Annotated in this window: 18 protein-coding genes; 13 read left to right on the forward strand and 5 right to left on the reverse strand. The window is 69.8% G+C overall.

What is annotated here, in order from left to right:
• Nucleotides 1-11: 11 nt before the first annotated feature.
• The 3 genes from DU484_RS17120 to DU484_RS17130 are packed head-to-tail and all read left to right on the forward strand — an operon-like array spanning nucleotide 12 to nucleotide 1,350.
• A complete protein-coding gene (locus DU484_RS17120) occupies nucleotides 12-290 on the forward strand; it encodes a 4a-hydroxytetrahydrobiopterin dehydratase (RefSeq protein ID WP_114584122.1) in 279 nt (92 codons plus the stop codon).
• Entirely contained in the window at nucleotides 287-643 is a 357-nt protein-coding gene (gene lwrS, locus DU484_RS17125; RefSeq protein ID WP_114584123.1) for an LWR-salt protein, read from the forward strand. The genes DU484_RS17120 and lwrS overlap by 4 nt, the downstream gene beginning before the upstream one ends.
• 53 nt (nucleotides 644-696) lie before the next feature.
• Nucleotides 697-1,350 carry an HAD family hydrolase gene (locus DU484_RS17130; protein WP_114606534.1) on the forward strand — a complete coding sequence of 218 codons (654 nt, stop codon included), beginning with the start codon at nucleotides 697-699 and terminating at the stop codon, nucleotides 1,348-1,350.
• Nucleotides 1,351-1,354: 4 nt separating this feature from the next.
• On the opposite strand, the gene DU484_RS17135 is transcribed toward DU484_RS17130, so the two are convergent.
• The 3 genes from DU484_RS17135 to DU484_RS17145 all read right to left on the reverse strand — a co-directional run bounded on the left by DU484_RS17135 (nucleotide 1,355) and on the right by DU484_RS17145 (nucleotide 5,261).
• Nucleotides 1,355-2,038 (reverse strand): HalOD1 output domain-containing protein, encoded by a 684-nt coding sequence (locus DU484_RS17135; RefSeq protein ID WP_157969586.1) that lies wholly within the window; start codon nucleotides 2,036-2,038, stop codon nucleotides 1,355-1,357.
• A gap of 95 nt (nucleotides 2,039-2,133) precedes the next feature.
• The gene (locus tag DU484_RS17140; protein ID WP_187347722.1) at nucleotides 2,134-4,038 is read right to left on the reverse strand and encodes a molybdopterin biosynthesis protein; all 1,905 of its coding nucleotides are present in this window, start codon (nucleotides 4,036-4,038) and stop codon (nucleotides 2,134-2,136) included.
• Nucleotides 4,035-5,261: a molybdopterin molybdotransferase MoeA gene (locus tag DU484_RS17145; RefSeq protein ID WP_114606537.1), complete on the reverse strand. Its 1,227-nt coding sequence runs from the start codon at nucleotides 5,259-5,261 to the stop codon at nucleotides 4,035-4,037. The genes DU484_RS17140 and DU484_RS17145 overlap by 4 nt, the downstream gene beginning before the upstream one ends.
• Nucleotides 5,262-5,345: 84 nt before the next feature.
• On the opposite strand from DU484_RS17145, the gene DU484_RS17150 reads away from it, so the two are divergent.
• From DU484_RS17150 to DU484_RS17185, 8 genes are all read left to right on the forward strand, one after another.
• On the forward strand, nucleotides 5,346-5,702 hold the full coding sequence (locus tag DU484_RS17150; protein WP_114584128.1) for an Hsp20/alpha crystallin family protein: 357 nt from the start codon (nucleotides 5,346-5,348) through the stop codon (nucleotides 5,700-5,702).
• 6 nt (nucleotides 5,703-5,708) lie between these two features.
• Nucleotides 5,709-7,385, forward strand: a complete 1,677-nt coding sequence (locus tag DU484_RS17155; protein WP_114606538.1) for an ABC1 kinase family protein — start codon at nucleotides 5,709-5,711, stop codon at nucleotides 7,383-7,385.
• 54 nt (nucleotides 7,386-7,439) lie between these two features.
• Nucleotides 7,440-7,817: a translation initiation factor IF-5A gene (locus DU484_RS17160; RefSeq protein ID WP_114449189.1), complete on the forward strand. Its 378-nt coding sequence runs from the start codon at nucleotides 7,440-7,442 to the stop codon at nucleotides 7,815-7,817.
• A 73-nt stretch (nucleotides 7,818-7,890) separates the two neighbouring features.
• Complete coding sequence (locus DU484_RS17165; protein WP_114584130.1) at nucleotides 7,891-8,733, forward strand: arginase family protein; 843 nt, start codon at nucleotides 7,891-7,893, stop codon at nucleotides 8,731-8,733.
• A 31-nt stretch (nucleotides 8,734-8,764) separates the two neighbouring features.
• Nucleotides 8,765-9,523: a Nif3-like dinuclear metal center hexameric protein gene (locus DU484_RS17170; protein WP_114606539.1), complete on the forward strand. Its 759-nt coding sequence runs from the start codon at nucleotides 8,765-8,767 to the stop codon at nucleotides 9,521-9,523.
• Nucleotides 9,524-9,608: 85 nt separating this feature from the next.
• Nucleotides 9,609-11,258 carry a hydroxysqualene dehydroxylase gene (locus DU484_RS17175; RefSeq protein ID WP_114606540.1) on the forward strand — a complete coding sequence of 550 codons (1,650 nt, stop codon included), beginning with the start codon at nucleotides 9,609-9,611 and terminating at the stop codon, nucleotides 11,256-11,258.
• A complete protein-coding gene (locus DU484_RS17180; protein WP_114606541.1) occupies nucleotides 11,249-12,145 on the forward strand; it encodes a pyridoxamine 5'-phosphate oxidase family protein in 897 nt (298 codons plus the stop codon). Before DU484_RS17175 ends, DU484_RS17180 begins: the two co-directional genes overlap by 10 nt.
• Before the next feature lie 60 nt (nucleotides 12,146-12,205).
• Complete coding sequence (locus DU484_RS17185; RefSeq protein WP_114606542.1) at nucleotides 12,206-13,228, forward strand: deoxyhypusine synthase; 1,023 nt, start codon at nucleotides 12,206-12,208, stop codon at nucleotides 13,226-13,228.
• A 63-nt stretch (nucleotides 13,229-13,291) separates the two neighbouring features.
• Here DU484_RS17185 and DU484_RS17190 read toward each other — a convergent pair whose 3' ends face one another.
• Nucleotides 13,292-14,230, reverse strand: coding sequence for an ArsA family ATPase (locus DU484_RS17190; RefSeq protein ID WP_114606543.1), 939 nt, complete (start codon nucleotides 14,228-14,230; stop codon nucleotides 13,292-13,294).
• 199 nt (nucleotides 14,231-14,429) lie between these two features.
• Here DU484_RS17190 and DU484_RS19670 point away from each other — a divergent pair, with 199 nt between their 5' ends.
• The gene (locus tag DU484_RS19670; RefSeq protein WP_157969587.1) at nucleotides 14,430-14,639 is read left to right on the forward strand and encodes a hypothetical protein; all 210 of its coding nucleotides are present in this window, start codon (nucleotides 14,430-14,432) and stop codon (nucleotides 14,637-14,639) included.
• Nucleotides 14,640-14,652: 13 nt separating this feature from the next.
• Here the strand turns inward: DU484_RS19670 and DU484_RS17200 are convergent, their stop codons facing one another.
• Nucleotides 14,653-15,384: a hypothetical protein gene (locus DU484_RS17200; RefSeq protein ID WP_114606545.1), complete on the reverse strand. Its 732-nt coding sequence runs from the start codon at nucleotides 15,382-15,384 to the stop codon at nucleotides 14,653-14,655.
• An 81-nt stretch (nucleotides 15,385-15,465) separates the two neighbouring features.
• Here DU484_RS17200 and DU484_RS17205 point away from each other — a divergent pair, with 81 nt between their 5' ends.
• Nucleotides 15,466-16,305 carry a potassium channel family protein gene (locus DU484_RS17205; RefSeq protein ID WP_114606546.1) on the forward strand — a complete coding sequence of 280 codons (840 nt, stop codon included), beginning with the start codon at nucleotides 15,466-15,468 and terminating at the stop codon, nucleotides 16,303-16,305.
• Nucleotides 16,306-16,426 lie beyond the last annotated feature (121 nt).

A 16,426-nucleotide genomic window follows, 5' to 3' on the forward strand; every position in this document is an offset into this window, starting at 1 on the left:
ACCCTTCTCCCATGCCCGAGCGCCTCGACGACGACGAAATCGACCGACAGCTCCCCGACGGCTGGAAGCGCGACGGTGACGAAATCGTCCGCGTCTACCCGTTCGACGACTACCTCGACGGCGTCACCTTCGCCACCCGCGTCGGCGAAGTCGCGGACGAGGAGTTCCACCACCCCGAGATCCGGATTCGGTACGACGAGGTGGAGGTGCGGCTGACGAGCCACGAGGCGGGCGGCGTCACCGGCACGGACATCCGCCTCGCGAACCTGTTCGACGACGAACGTCGATGACCGCCGCGTACGTCTTCCGGGTGACGTTCGGCCTCGACACGGCGGGCGTCGAGGCCGACCCCGCACGTTTCGAGACGGTGGTGACGAAGCCCGCCGCCGAACCGGGGACCGAGGGGTGGCTGTTCTTCCGGGACGAACTGTGGCGCGGCGAGGTGAACGACGAGCGACACCTGCGGTCGCTGGCGACGGACTGGCTCGGCGTTCCGGTCGAGTCGGTGACGTTCAGCGAACTGCGAACCGACGAGGCGACCCTCGACGCGCTCCGGGAGGCGATTGCGGCGTCGCCCGAGTTCGACGACCCGCCGCGAGCGGTCCTGCACGCGCATCTCGGGAGTTCGATCCGCGTGACATGAGCTGACGTGACTGTCGGAACACACTTGATCCGTCCGCACGTACAGTCGGCCGAATGGTCGCACACGCCTACGACTTCTGGCTGTTCGACCTCGACGGGACGCTCGTGGACGTGGACCCCGACTACGCCGACGCGGTGTTCGACCGCGTCGGCGACCGGCTCGGTCGGTCGTTCTCGGATCGGGAGGTCGAGGTCCTCTGGCACGGGCTGTCGGGGGAGCGAACCCCCCAGCTTCGGGAGTGGGGCATCGACCCCGAGACGTTCTGGGCGGCCCTCCACGAGGCCGAGGACCCCGAGGCCCGCGCGGAGGCGACCTTCCTCCACGACGACGCGGACTTCGTGGCCGAACTCGACCGCCCGGTCGGGCTGGTCACCCACTGTCAGGAGTATCTGATGGAGCCGGTGCTCGACCGGTTGGACATCCGTGACTGGTTCGACACGGTGGTCTCCTGTACTCACGACGTGGGCTGGAAGCCCGATCCGGCACCGGTGTACCTGGCGATGTCGGATCTCGGCGTCGATTCGGACGCCGGGGGCGTCCTCGCCGGCGACGGCCCGAACGACATCGGCGCGGCGTGGAACGCCGGCCTCGACGGGATACACGTCGAACGCCACGATCCGAGCCGTCGAGGGCGCTGTGTGCTCGGCGACTACCGCGTGCGGTCGTTCGACAAACTCCGGGCCGCTCGACCGGCGGCGAGCGACTAGGCCGCTACTCCGAGCGGACGAGAACGAGGCCGTCGCCGGTCACGGCGAGTTCCTGATCGACGTAGACGAACCGTACCTGAACGTGGTCGCGTCGCTTACCGTTCTCCCGATGGAGGAGCGCCGCGAGCGCCTCGGCGTCGACGGCGTCGTACAGCGGGGGGAACTCGTCGGCGTCGCGGCCGGTGTAGGCCTCGATAGCGGAGACGATGGTCGTCGCCAAGTTGTCACCCTCGGCCGGGCGGTAGCGGCCAATCGGAACCCACTGCTCGGTCGACCCGGAGCCGTCGCCGGCGGCGCGGGTAGCCGCCCGAGGCGACGGGTCGGTCGTCGATGGGGACGGGCCGGTGCCGTCGGTGACGGCCAGTACGTGTTCGAACAGGGAGTCGAACGCGTCGTCGGACGCTTTCTTCACGTACTCGGCGCCCGAATCGCGGACCGCAGGGTCGAGCGCGTCGCGGTCCATCGACGTAAAGAGGACGACCGGTAGGTCGGGGAAGGTGGTCTTGGCGTGCGTAACGAAGGGGTCACCGTCGGTAGCCCGGAACGTATCGCTGACGAGGCAGTCGACGTCGTGAGTCGACAGAGCCTCCAGTCCGGTGCCCGGATCGGACGCGGTCAGCCAGTTGATCTCGTCGCGGACGTCGGCCCAGTCGCGCGACAGGTCGAGCACGGCCGGGTCGTCGTCCACGTGTAGAACGGTACACTGGGAAGACACAGCCGATACGTGGGTGCGCGGTCACATATAATCACTGCCTCGTGGCGACCAACGGCCGCGACGGGCGCTCAGCCGTCGACGCCGGGGAGCGACGCCGCCACCGCATCGAGTTCGGCGTCGAGGACGGCTCGCAGCGCCTCGACGCCCGGCTTGTCGGTCCGGTCGGGATTGGCGAGGACGCGGACCGACTCGACCCCGAGCGGGACGAACCCGCAGTCGAGAGTCTCGGCCGTCGTTCGGAGGCCGAGGCCCGCGGCCGCTCCCCCCGAGAGCACCTTCCGTGCCGGGCTCTCGAACCCCTTGACCGTCAGATCGTAGCCGTCGATGGCGTCGGTCAGATCGCGGCTGTCGGCACCACGTTCGTCGGCCAGTTCGCCGACTGCGGCGTCGAGGCTCGCACGCAGGCCGGAGTCGCGGGCGCGGTTGACGAATCGCAGGTCGCGGTCGACCAGGTCGGCCAGCCCCTCGATCCCCTCGGGGTTGCCAGCCGGGACGACCAGCCCCCACTCGCGGGTCCAGCCGCCGAGTTCGACGGCCTCGACGTCGCGGTCCGACGGGCCGGAAACGACGGCCACGTCGGGCACGCCGTCGCGCAGGCGGCGCCGGCCCTCGCGGCTCCCCACGTCGAGGTAGCGCGGGTGCTCGACGGCGTCGAGGAGCCGCGAGAGCGCGGGGTCGTCCTCGCCGACGCCGAGGAGGGCGGGGGCGCGCACGTCCGGCGAGAACAGCTGTACCGTCACCGTCTCGTCCGCCGCGAGGTACTCGGTGTCGGCATCGACTTCGACGACGCCGTCGGCCTCGACGAGGCTCGTGGTCGCGCCGCTGCCCTTGTCGACGGGGTAGACGAGGGTATCGCCGGCGCCGTCCTCGACCAACCCGACGGGCATGAGTCGGGTCCGACCCTCGCTGTACCGCTCCTGGACGGCCATCCGCCCCTCGACCGTCGCGGTTCGTGGCTCGGGCAGGCCGGCCGCCGACCTGATGGCCGGCGCGACGAAGGTGCGGAAGATGGTGAGCGCGGAGACGGGGTAACCGGGGAGCCCGACGTACGCGGAGCGCGAGGCGCTACGGGCCTCGCCGAGGCGGCCGATCAGCATGGGCTTGCCCGGCTTGACCGAGACCCCGTGCAGCAGGAGTTCCCCCTCGTCCTCGATGACCCGATAGATCACGTCGACGGCGCTGGCGGACGTAGAGCCGGAGGAGAGCACCAGATCACACTCGTCGGCCGCCTCGACGAGGAGCCGTTCCATCTCGTCGTAGTCGTCGCCGGCGTGGGGGTAGAGCACCGCCTCGCCGCCGGCCTCCTCGACGCCCGCGGCGATGGTGTAGGAGTTCACGTCGTAGATCTGTCCCGCGGCGCTGTTCAGGTCGTCGCCGGGGCGGACGAGTTCGTCGCCGGTGGAGACGATGCCGACCGTCGGTTTGCCGCGGACGGGCACCGCGTCGACGCCGAGCGCCGAGAGCAGACCGATCTCCCGGGGCGTGAGCAGGGTGCCGGGACCGAGGGCGCGGGAGCCGGCGGCCACGTCCGCGCCCGCGACCATCACGCGGTCGCCGGGCGCGACGGCGGTTCGGATGGCGATGCCATCGTCCTGCTCGTCGGTCCGCTCGACCATCACCACGGCGTCGGCGCCGTCGGGCATCACGGCGCCGGTCGAGATCTCGGCGCAGGTGCCCTGGTCGACGAACACGTCCGGTTCGGCGCCGGCGTGAACGGTGCCGATCTGGTCGAGGACGACGGGGTCGGCCTCGTCGGCGCCGAAGGTGTCGCGGGCGCGGACGGCGTAGCCGTCGACGCTCGCGCGGTCGAAGCCGGGCACGTCGAGTTGGGCGTCGATCCGCTCGGCGAGGACGCGCCCCCGCGCCTCGTCGAGGGGGACCGTCTCCGGGTCAGGTTCGAGGTCGAGGCTCGCGATGGCCTCGCGGGCCTCCGCGGGCGGGCGGAGGTCGCGGAACTGTTTTCTATCGCTCACGCCGACCACTCCCAGTCCTCGACGGGGACGATATCGCCGGCGTCGTACCCCTCCCGCTCCTCGGGGACGACGACCCAGCCGTCCGCGAGGGCGACGCTGGAGAGGACGCCCGATCCGCTGGCGCGGGTGGGTTCGGCGACGCGCTCTCCATCTTCCTCGGAGAGCCGCACCCGGGCGAACGTCCGCGTGCCGGGATCGCTCGAAATCTTCCGGTCCAGTCGCGCCTCGACGGTCGGATGCTCCGGCACGGGCATGTTGCCGACGGCCTTCAGGATCGGTCGCAGGAACTGGACGGCGTTGACGATGCAGGCGACGGGGTAGCCGGGGAGCATGATCACGGGCGTCTCCTCGACGATCCCGAGCGCGACGGGGTGGCCCGGCTTGAGGGCGACGCCGTGGACGAGCACCTCGCCCAACTCGTCGACCACCTCGGGCGTGTAGTCGCGTTCGCCGACGGAGGAGCCGCCGGTGGTGACGACCACGTCCTTGGCGAGGTCGCGCTGGATGGCGGCGCGGATGGCGTTGGGGTCGTCGTCGACGACGTTTCGGTAGGTGGGGACGGCGCCCCAGCGGTCGGCGAGACGGGAGACCGTGAGCCCGTTGGTTTCGATGACTTCGCCCGGACTCGGATCGTGCTGAACGAGTTCCTCGCCCGTCGGGATGACGCCGACCGTCGGGGCGTCGTACACCTCGACCTGATCGACGCCGACCGACTTCAGGAGACCGAGGTCGGAGGGGCGGACCCGGTGGCCCGGCCGGTAGAGTTCCTCGCCCTCGGCCACGTCCTCGCCCACGTCGCCGACGTTCTCGCCTTCCGCGACGGCGTCGAACACCTCGACTTCCGATCCCACTTCCTCGGTCTCCTCGATCATGACGACGGCGTCGGCGCCGTCGGGCAGGTCGCTCCCGGTGTGGACGCGGACGGCCTCGCCGGGGGCGACGACGCCGTCGCCGTCGTCCTCGCGGAGGATAGCGGGCGAGCGACCGGAGGCGCCGAAGGTGTCCTCGGCGCGGACGGCGTAGCCGTCCATGGCGGCGCGGTCGTACCCCGGGACTGGGGTGGGGGCGGTCACCGTCTCGGCGAGGACGCGGCCGTCGGCGCGGCCGAGCGCCACCCGCTCGGTTCGGTCGTGGCCGGTAACGGCGTCGCGGACGGTCGCCAAAGCCTCGGCGACGCGGGTACGGTCCTTGAACCCCGCGCGTTCGAGATCGTCGTGACTCATATCCGTCCTTGCGTTCGGGGATACAAAAACCCGTCCGGGGGAGACACCGCGGCCTTTTTCGATCCCCGTGCCTTACTCGGAGGCATGTCCGCACTGCGGGACGCGCTTCGGGACCTCCCCGAGGCGGTGTTCGCCGATCTGCTCGAGAGCGACGACGCGTATCTGCTGGTCATCGACCTGCCCGGCGCGACTTCCGAGACGGTCGACGTTCGGGTGGAGAAAGGGCGGCTCCTCATCGAGGCGCGCCGCGAGAAGGCGCTTCCGGGATCGTTCGAGTACGTGCGCGAGGATCGGCCGCTCTTTCTCGACGCCGAACTTCCCCTCCCGCCGGACGCGACGGGCGCCGGCGCGGAGGGGTCGATGGAGCGGGGCGTCCTCGAACTCCACCTCCCGAAGTACGAGGCCGCGCCGGAGCAATCCGTCCCGATCGAGGACGCGTAGGCCCGGGTGGTCACGCTGGTCAATCTCCGTGCCTACTGGCGGTTCGTCCGCGTCATCCACCAGTTCCTGCCCCTCATCGTCACCTACGCTCGTGACCGGCGGCGGTTCCTCCTGTTCGGTGGAGGACGGAGCGTCTCCCCCGAGCGACAGCGGAAGCGAGCGGACCGCCTGCTCACCTCCCTGCTCACCCTCGGGCCGACGTTCATCAAACTCGGACAGCTGTTGTCGACCCGGCCGGACGTCCTCCCGCCCGCGTACATCGAAGTGTTGAGCAGCCTCCAGGACGACGTCCCCCCGGCGCCGTGGGAGGAGACCAAGCCGGTCCTCGAAGCCGAAGTCGGACCGGTCGACGAAGTGTTCGACGAGTTCGACCGCGAGGCCATCAGCGGCGCCAGCCTCGGGCAGGTGTACCGCGCTACCTACGAGGGCGAGGAGGTGGCGGTCAAGGTCCGCCGGCCGGGCGTCGAGGCCCTCGTCGAGGCGGACCTCCGGGCGCTCAAGTGGCTCCTGCCCATCCTCCTGCGGTTCGTCGACGAAGCCCGACGCTTCTCGGTCGAGAACGTCGCCGAGGAGTTCGACACGACCATCCGACAGGAGATGGACTACGCGCGAGAACGGCGGATGCTCGGCGAGATCAGGGAAAACTTCGCCGACAACGAACGCATCCGTATCCCCGAGTCGGTCGAGGAACTCTCCGACTCGCGGGTGTTGACGATGGAGTATCTCAGCGGCGTGAAGATCAACGACGTGGACGCCCTCGACGAACGGGGTATCGACCGGAGCGAACTGGCCGAGAGCCTCCAGCGCATCTACCTCCAGATGATCATCGAGGACGGCGTCTTCCACGCCGACCCCCACCCCGGCAACCTCTCGGTCATGGACGACGGATCGATCATCTTCTACGACTTCGGCATGAGCGGTCGCGTGGACGCCTTCTTCCAAGACAAGATCGTCGAGTTCTACATCGCGGTGGCGAATCAGGACATCGACGGCATCCTCGACGCGATGGTCGAGATGGGGACGCTCAGCCCCACCGCCGACCGCGAGGTGATGGGCAACGTGATGGAACTCGCCATCGCGGACGTGCGTGGCGAGGACCTCGAACAGTACCGCGTCCAGCAGGTCCTCCAGCAGGTCGAGGACACCATCTACGAGTTCCCCCTGCGGCTGCCGCGGAACTTCGCGCTCATCATGCGGGTGGCGACGGTGGTCGAGGGGGTGTGTGTCACGCTCGATCCCGACTTCGACTTCATCAGCGTCGCCACGGACTACCTCACCGAACAGGGCTACCGCGAGCAGGGGATCAAGCAGGCCGCCGAGGCGGCGGGCGATCAGCTCGAACGGACGGCGCGGTCGCTGGTGACGGTCCCCCCGAAACTCGACGACGTGCTGGATCGGGTCAAGCGCGACGACCTGACCGTCGAGGTGAAACTCGGCGACCAACACGACGTGCTGGATCAGTTGGCGAAACGCATCGCCTACAGCATCCTCCTCGCCGTCGGGTTGCTCTCGACGGCCATCCTCTACTCGTTCAACGAGGCGCCGGAGGCGGCGGCCGTCGCCGGCGCGGTGACGCTCCCCGTCGGAATCCTGCTCTATCGGTCGCTGCGGGAGAAGAAGGGGGTCCGGGCGCGTCCGCAGTTCACCAGACAGGAGATGCGGCGGCGCCGCGGCGAGGAATAGCCGGTCGAGCGGCGTTCCAAACCGTTTATACCCCACCTTCCGTTATCGATCCGTATGGCGCGAGAGCAAAAGCAGGTGCGGGAACTGCAGGAGGGGAGCTACGTCATGATGGACGACTCCCCCTGCAAGATCAACGCGTACAGCACGGCCAAACCCGGCAAACACGGCAGTGCGAAGGCGCGCATCGAAGGCAAGGGCGTCTTCGACGCCAAGAAGCGGTCGCTCAGCCAGCCGGTCGACGCGAAGGTGTGGGTGCCCATCGTCGAGCGCAAGGGCGGACAGGTCGTCTCCGTCTCCGGCGACGACGCCCAGATCATGGACCTCGACACCTACGAGACGTTCACCATGCGCATCCCCGAAGGGGAGTCGCTGTCGCCCGACGACGAAATCGAGTATCTGGAGTACGAGGGCCAGCGAAAGATCGTCGGGTGATGGCCACCCCGCGTCACCGCCGACGACGCGCCGGCGCGGCGAAGCGTCCCGTCGGAACGCCCGACCAGTTCGCATGACGTTCCCGGGTGCGTCCGCGGACCGCGCCGACGCCGACTACGTCGTCGTCGGCGCGCCGCTCGATATCTCCACTACGTTTCAACCCGGCGCTCGATTCGGTCCCGACCGCATTCGGCGGTTCGCCGGGTCGTTCGAGGATTACGACCGCCGGACCGGCCGCCACTTCTCCGAACTCGCCGTCCACGACGCCGGCGACGTCCACGCCTGGACCGACGCCGCCGAGTACGTCGACTACCTCGTGGGCACCCTCCGTGACGCCGTCGACGACGACGCCGTCCCCCTCCTACTGGGCGGCGAACACACCGTCTCGGTCGCGGGCGTCCGCGCCGTCGACGCCGACCTGTTCGTCTGTCTCGACGCTCACCTCGACCTCAGAACGGCGTTCGACGGCGACACGTGGAGCCACGCCTGCGTGACGAATCGGGCGCTCGACGCCGCCGATGCGGCCGTAGTCGTCGGCGCCCGCGCCGGGAGCGAGGCCGAGTGGGAGCGGGCGGGCGAGGCGGACGTGACCGTCGTCGATCCCGAGACGGTGGCCGACCGCGGCGCGGCCGCCGTCGTCGACGCCGCCGAGACGGCGGTCGGCGACCTCGCGGCCGCGACGACGTATCTGAGCGTCGACGTCGACGCCGCCGACCCGGGCGTCGCGCCGGGCACGGGGACGATGGAGCCGGGCGGCCTGTCGGCCCGCGAGATGGAGGCCGTGGTTCGAGCGGTGGCGCCACACGCCGACGGCTTCGACGCCGTCGAGGTGAACGACCGCGACGACGGGCAGGCGGCGACGCTCGCGGGTCACCTCCTGCGGGCGTTCGTGTTCGCCCACGCGGGTCGAGCGTAGGTTATACCCCACCGCCGGCCGAGTGGCCGGTATGCGCCGACAGACGTTCGTCTCCCGACTCGACGACCGGCTTCGCACCGACGACTACGCGGACGTGGACGCGAGCGCCAACGGCCTGCAGGTGGGCCGCGCCGAGGGCACCGTCGAACGCGTCGCCCTCGCCGTCGACGCCGCGGAAGCGACGATAGCGGAAGCAATCGAGCGCGACGCGGACTGCCTCCTCGTCCACCACGGCCTCGCGTGGGGTGGCTTCGACCGCCTCACCGGCCTCCACTACGACCGGATCGAACCCCTCGTCGAACACGACGTGGCGCTCTACGTCTCACACCTCCCACTCGACGGCCACCAGGAACTCGGCAACGCCGCCGGCCTCGCGGACGTGTTGGGGCTGGGGAGCCGGGAGCCGTTCGGGGAGTACGGTCCCGAGTACGTCGGCACGCGAGGGACGGCGGAAGACACGTACGACGCGGACGACGTCGCGACCCTGTTGGACAAGGAACTCGACACCGAGACGCAGGTGCTCGATTTCGGTCCGAACGAAATCGAGGACGTGGGAATAATCACGGGGAGCGGCGTCGACTGGGTCGAAGCGGCGGCCGACGCGGGACTCGACGCCCTCGTGACGGGCGAGGGGAAACAGAAGGCCTACCACGAGGCCCGCGACCGGGGGATGAACGTCTTCCTCGCCGGTCACTACGCCACGGAGACGTTCGGCGTCCGGGCGCTTGGACGCCTCGCCGAGGAGTGGGGCATCGAGACGACATATATCGATCATCCAACAGGTATCTGAACGGATCTATCGGGTGACGGAGACGGTAGCCGACGGGGGACTCGACCGGGGAAACAGTTATGCTCGATCCAACCATCGAAGTTACATGTCGACGCGAACACCACGGGTCGCCGTGCTCGGCGGGGGGGTCGGCGGCCTGAGTGCCGCCCACGAACTCGCCGAGCGTGGCGTGGAGGTCACCGTCTACGAGGCACGGGAGCGACTGGGCGGGAAGGCCCGAAGCTTCCCCATCTCGACCCACGACGGCGGCACGGTTCAGGCCGAACACGGCTTCCGTTTTTTCCCCGGTTTCTACCGCAACCTGCGCGAGACGATGGATCGAATTCCGCGGCCCGAGGGCGGGACGGTGGCAGACAGCCTCGTCCACACGGACGAGACGCTGATCACGAGCACGAACGGCCCGGAGACGGTGTCGGAGACGCGGACCCCCCGGACGGTGGCGGAGTGGGCCGAGGCGTTCAAACCGACCATCGGCGGCGGCGAGCTGACTCCCTCGGAAACGAACTACTTCTTACGGCGTCTGTTGGTGTTGCTCACCAGCTGTCGGGCGCGTCGCGAACGCGAGCTCGACCGGGTGTCGTGGTGGGAGTTCGTCGACGCCGAAGCGCAGTCGCCGGCCTACCGCAAACACCTCGCGGAGAGCACACAGGCGCTGGTGGCGCTCCAGCCACAACGCGGTAGTGCCCGGACCATCGGCCAGATATACGTCCAGTTGATGCTGGATCAGATCGATCCCACCCGTCCCACCGAGGCGGTGCTCAACGGACCGACGAGCGACGTGTGGATCGACCCCTGGGTGGCGCATCTGGAGTCGCTGGGCGTCGACTTCCACACCGACACGCCGGTCACGAGCGTCGATTGCGACGGCGACGTCGTGACCGGCGTCGAACTCGCGGGGGACGAGCGCGCGACGGCCGACCACTACGTCGCCGCGCTCCCCGTGGAGGTGATGGCGTCGCTGGTGACGCCCGCACTCCGACAGGCGGCGCCGTCGCTCGCACACGTCGAGCGCCTCGACACCGCGTGGATGAACGGCATCCAGTTCTACCTCACCGAGGACGTGCCCCTCGCGCGCGGCCACCAAGCCTACACCGACTCGCCGTGGGCGCTGACCGCCATCTCCCAGCGGCAGTTCTGGGACGAGGGACCCTTCGACGTGGGCGCCGACAACGACGACGCCGTCCAGGGCGTGCTCTCCGTCATCGTCTCCGACTGGGAGACGCCGGGCGTCGTCTACGACAAACCCGCCCGCGAGTGCAGTCGCGAGGAGATCAAAACGGAGGTGTGGCACCAGCTCGCGGCGCACCTGAACCGCGACGCCGAACGCCTCTCCGAGGACGCCCTCTACGACTGGGTGCTCGACCCGGCGATCGTCGAGGACGGGGGCCGGATGGCGAACGCCGAACCCCTCCTGATCAACACGGTCGATTCCCTGCGCTACCGACCCCGGGCGGTGACCGAGGCGCCGAACCTCGTCCTCGCCGCCGACTACGTGCGCACCGAGACTGATCTCGCGACGATGGAGAGCGCGAACGAGGCGGCCCGCCGAGCGGTCCGGGGTATCATCGACCGGACGGGCGTCGACGCCGATCCACCCACCGTGTGGGACCTCGACGAACCCCGGCTGTTCGACCCGGCGAAACGACAGGACGAGGTGGCGTTCAAGCTCGGCCTGCCGCATCCGGGCGAGGCCGAGCGCGGCCTGCGGAAGGCGGTGCGGGGGCTGTGGGGGTGACCGACGCGGCCGTCAGCGACGCGGTGTACGGCTCGCTGACCGCCGAGTTCGCGACGGCGAAGGGTGATCGGCCGATGACGGTGCCGCTGACGCCGTTCTACGATCCGACACGCGAGGTGGTCGTCGCGACGGCCGCACCCGCGTTCGCGGGCAAGGCCGAGCGCGCGGCGGCGAACCCGCGCGTGTCGCTCCTGTTGCACGGTGACGACGGACGGCTCCACCTCACCGGCCGAGCGGCGGTCCGAGACGGCGACCCCGAGGCGAACGCCGCCGTCGTCGAGCGACTCCTGCGGGACGAGCCGCCGTCGCCGAAGCGGGCGGCGATGACCGCCGCCGCCGACTTCCTCGACACTCGGCTCGGTCTCCTGACCCTCGACTGGTACGGACTGCGGATCCTGATCGAGATCGAGCCGACGGGGGTCGAGCGGTGCCCGGTCGACGACGTCGGGGCGACGGTGCCGGCGTGGCCCGCGGGCGACGTGGACGCGGGCGAGGCGGCGACGTACGACCGCGCGGTGGCGACGCTGGTCCAGGACGGCTGGCCCCGGAGTTGGCCGCTGGCGACCCCGACCGTCCGGGACGGTCGGCTCCGACTCTCGCCACCGCCGGGCGTCTCGCCCGCGGACGGACAGCCGGCCTGTGTCCTCCTCCACTGGCACGACGACGACCTCTCCAGCCTCGAACAGCGGGTCGTTCGGGGCCGGTGCCGGATCGAGGGCGGCGACGCCTGGTTCGACCCCGCGAGTTCCGTCCACCTCCGGAATCGGAGCGTTCGGGACCGACTCCGGTTCGTCGTCGACGGGAAGCGCCGGACGCGGACGTACTTCGCCGAGCGAGGGGAGCGCTACAGCCCGTGGCCCGGCCTGCGAACGCTCGTGGAGTGGTGATCGGCACGCGTCACGGAACGAATCGCGTCGTTGAAATCGCTGGGACGCCCAGGGCCGCCAATGACCGACGACGACGCGGACGGAACCGATCACCGGGAGGAGTTCCACGAGGATCCGCTCGGCCACGCCGACGTGTGGGCGGGCATGAGCGTCGGTGACCTCGCCGACGAGTACGCCAAGGCGGGAATCGGCGCGGCGAAGATGGGCCGCGCCGTCGACGTGTACGCCGAGATGCTGGCCCGCGAGGACGTGACCAACTTCTTCGGCCTCGCCGGCGCGATGGTGCCCGGCGGGATGCGCTCGGTGGTGACGGAGCTGATCCGCGACGGCCACATCGACGCCCTCGTGACGACGGGCGCGAACCTCACCCACGACGCCATCGAGGCGGTCGGCGGCAAACACCACCACGGCCGGACGGCCGAGGCGGGCCACGAACGCGACCACGACGAACGACTCCGCGACGAAGGGGTGGATCGCATCTACAACGTCTACCTCCCGCAGGAACATTTCACGCTGTTCGAGGGGCACCTCCGTGACCGGGTGTTCCCCGAGTTCGACGGCGTCGTCGCCACCAGCGAGTTCACAGGGGTGCTGGGACGGGCCAATCTGGAGGCCAACGAGGCAAACGGCGTCGACGAGGACGCCGGCATCGCCGCCGCCGCGTACGAGAACGACGTGCCCGTCTTCGTCCCCGCGATTCAGGACTCCGTGCTCGGCATCCAGGCGTGGATGCACTCGCAGGTGTCGTCGTTCACGCTCGACGCGCTCGCGGACCTGACGAACATCACCGACGTCGCCTTCGACGCCGAGAAGGCCGGCGCCACCGTCGTCGGCGGCGGCGTCCCCAAGAACTTCGTCCTCCAGACGATGCTCACGGTGCCGGAGGCGTACGACTACGGTGTCCAGCTCACGACGGACCCCGCCTCGACCGGCGGCCTCTCGGGGGCGACCCTCGACGAGGCGCGGTCGTGGGGGAAGCTGGAGAAGTCGGCGAAAAACGTCACCGTCCTCGGGGACGCGACGATCACCCTCCCGCTTCTCGTCGCCGCCGCGCGCGACCGGATCGACGATAGTAGCGATTGAAAGTCAGTGCACAGTCGATCGCAGCGCGGCGGACGATCGGCCGTCAAACAGTTTCAATCGCTACTACAGCGCGTCCGCGACCCGCTCCAGCGCGGCCAGTCCCTGTGACTCGCCGGGGAGTTCGGGTACGCACCGCACGGGGAGGTCGAACGTCTCGTCCACGGCCGCGAGGCGGTCGGCGTGGCGCGCCGCGTCGCGCCGACACCGATCGCAGTCGCAGTCGTCCGGGTTCGTGAACACCCGGTTCACGACGACCGAGTCGACCGGCACCCCGGCCTCGCGCAGGCGCGCGACGAGGCGTTCGCTCTCCGCGATGGCCATGCGTTCGGGCGTACAGACGACCCGAAACCCGGTCCGCTCGGGGTCGCGCAGGATCGCCCCGACCGCCTCGATGCGGTCGTGAAGCGCCGCCACGGCGTCGCCGTCGTCGCCGCCGCCCCAGTAGGCCGCGGGACCGAGCACCATGCTCCGGGCGGCGCGGGCAGTCCGTCGCACCCGTCGTTGCACGTCGCCGGCGACGCCCAGCGTCTCGGCGAGCACGTCCGGTAGATCGAGCAGTCGCAGGGTGTGCCCCGTCGGCGCCGTGTCGAAGACGACGGCGTCGTAGTCCGCGTCGGCGTAGCGGGCGACGTACTCCAGCGCCGCCACCTCGTCGCCGCCGGGGATCAGTCCGGCTTCGAACAGCCGTTCCAGGTCGGCGTCGTCGAGGCGAATCCCCGCCGACCGGAACTCGGCGACCAGCGCCTCGACGACGCCGCGATACGCCTCTTGGCCCGTCTCGGGGTCGACTTCCACCGCCGCGAGCGAGTCGCGGATTTCGGTGGGATCGGGGCCCAACTCGCGTTCGAACGCGTCCCCCAGCGAGTGGGCGGGGTCCGTGGAGACGACGAGCGTCCGCGCGCCGGACCGGGAGCGGGCGAGCGCGTGGGCCGCCGCACAGGTCGTCTTCCCGACGCCGCCTTTCCCCCCGTAGAGGACGATGCTGGTGTCCGTCTCGGTCATCGACGCCTGCTACGCGTCGGAGCGACACAAAGCCGCGGGTCGGGGGACATTTGAGCCTGCGGGGCGGAGCGTCGAACGGCCGATGACGAGCGCACCGCTCCGAGTCGGGGTGGCACCCGACGGTGACGAGCCCTATGAGTGCCGAGGCCCGTTCCACGGCGACCGAACCCGTCTTGTCGCGCGCGACGTATCGGACGGTGTGAATCGAACGTGTCCGAACTGCGGGACGGACCTCGTCGCCTTCGGTGCCCTGCCCGACGACGTCAGGGAACGGCTCGAAGCCGACCCGAAGCGACAGCGACAGTCCGTCGCGCACCGCCGCGAGCGCCACACCGCCTGTCCCGACTGCAAGTTGGAGATTCACGGCTGTGGACAGCCGTACGCGGTGCCCGAGCGCGCGACGGAGTAGACGGGGCGCCCCCCTACGGCGGCGTCGTCCCCTCGACGGCCCGCTCCAGCCGATCCAGAAACGCCGGATCGTACCCCTCGTCGACGTGGGCGACGTTCCACAGGCCCGACGCCCGAATCTTCCGGCTCCGGCTGTGCCGGCCCAGCCAGTCGTCGGCGCGGGGGTCGACCGTCGACCGCTCGAAATTGCTCAGGAGCGCGATGGCGTTTCGCTCGACGAACGCCCGGTCGCTGTCGGGGCCCGGTTCGTCGTCGAGGTCGATCCAGAGGAAGGGCTGCTCGCGGACGTAGGTGCTCACGCGCCGTTCGAGGGGGTACTCCTCGTCGCGGACGGCGCCGCGGTCGCCGTCGACCCCCGACCACCGCGTCCCCCAGTCGGGGTAGTCGTCGTGGAGGGCGTGTCGCTCGATGATCGCCTCGCCGACGCGCTCGCGGTAGACGGAGCCGCGGTGGTTGCCGCCGTGAGGGTGGGCCGAACTCCCCGCTCCGGTTCCGTAGTGTCCCTTCAGCCGATCCCAGAGCGACGTGCCGCTGCCGGCGGAGACGGCGTGGGTGCCGACGCGGGTGACACGGTGCTGGTCGGGCGAGCGCGTCTCGCCCGGCGCGAAGAAGACGTAGACGCCGCGGTCGGGCCAGTCCATGTAGCCGGTACAGTCCTTGAGCTTCCGCGCGCCGCCGACGCGGTCGGCGAGGTCGGCGAGCAGGGCGTAGAGACGGTCGAGGTCGGCGCGGCGTCGGCGGACCATCGTCCGGGGTGTCGGGAGCGTGGCCAAAGGTCCTGACGCTCGATCCGAGGGTCTACGTAGGTCGGCGACGGACGCTATCGCATGACGGCCGCGTCGACCGGCGGTGACCGTAGCGCTCGCGACGTGGTGCGCTTTTACCTGCTGGACCACCGGACGCCCCTCGGGAAAGTGATCGACGTGGGGCTGCTGGCGCTGAACCTGGTGTTCGTCGGGGTGTTCGTCGCGGAGACGTACGCGCTGTCGCCGGCGACCGACGCCCTGCTCTGGGAACTGGAAGTCGCCATCGCCCTCGTGTTCCTCGTCGAGTACGTCCTCCGGCTGTACGGCGCGCGGAGCCGCGTGGCGGAGTTTTTCAACGGCTACACGATGGTCGATCTGCTGGCGATCCTGCCGACGCTCGCGGTGCTCGTCCTGCCGCTCTCGGCGGTCGGGGTGAACATCAGCTTCCTGCGGGTGGTTCGGGTGGTGCGTGTCCTGCGGTTCTACCGCTTCACCCGCGACGCGGAGTTTTTCTTCGGCACCGTCACCGACAACACCCTCCGGGCGGTCAAACTCCTCCTCACGGTGCTGGTCATCTTCTTCGTCTCCGCCGGGCTCTTCTACAGCGCCGAAAACGCGGCGAACCCGGGCGTGAACACCTTCGGCGACGCGTTCTACTACACTGTCGTCACCCTCTCGACGGTCGGCTTCGGCGACATCCTCCCCGTCACGACGGCGGGTCGGTGGGTGACCGTGGCGACCATCCTCGCCGGCATCATCATCATTCCGTGGCAGGCGAGCAAGATCGTCAAGGAGTGGGGACACAAGGGGAAGGTGAACGTCACCTGCCCGGAGTGTGGGCTCGCGTACCACGACGTCGACGCCTCCCACTGCAAGGCCTGCGGGCACGTCATCTACCAGGAGCTCGACTCGCGGGAGTGAACGGGAGAACTCGCCGGGGCTGACGGCCGTTGGTGTGGAAGTGGGCACTCAGCGCGCGGAAAACCGACCGTTCTGGATAAACAAATAGTGAGACAGCCTCTCACGAAACGTTCGTATTCTC

This window comes from Haloplanus rubicundus, from assembly GCF_003342675.1.
Taxonomy (GTDB): domain Archaea; phylum Halobacteriota; class Halobacteria; order Halobacteriales; family Haloferacaceae; genus Haloplanus; species Haloplanus rubicundus.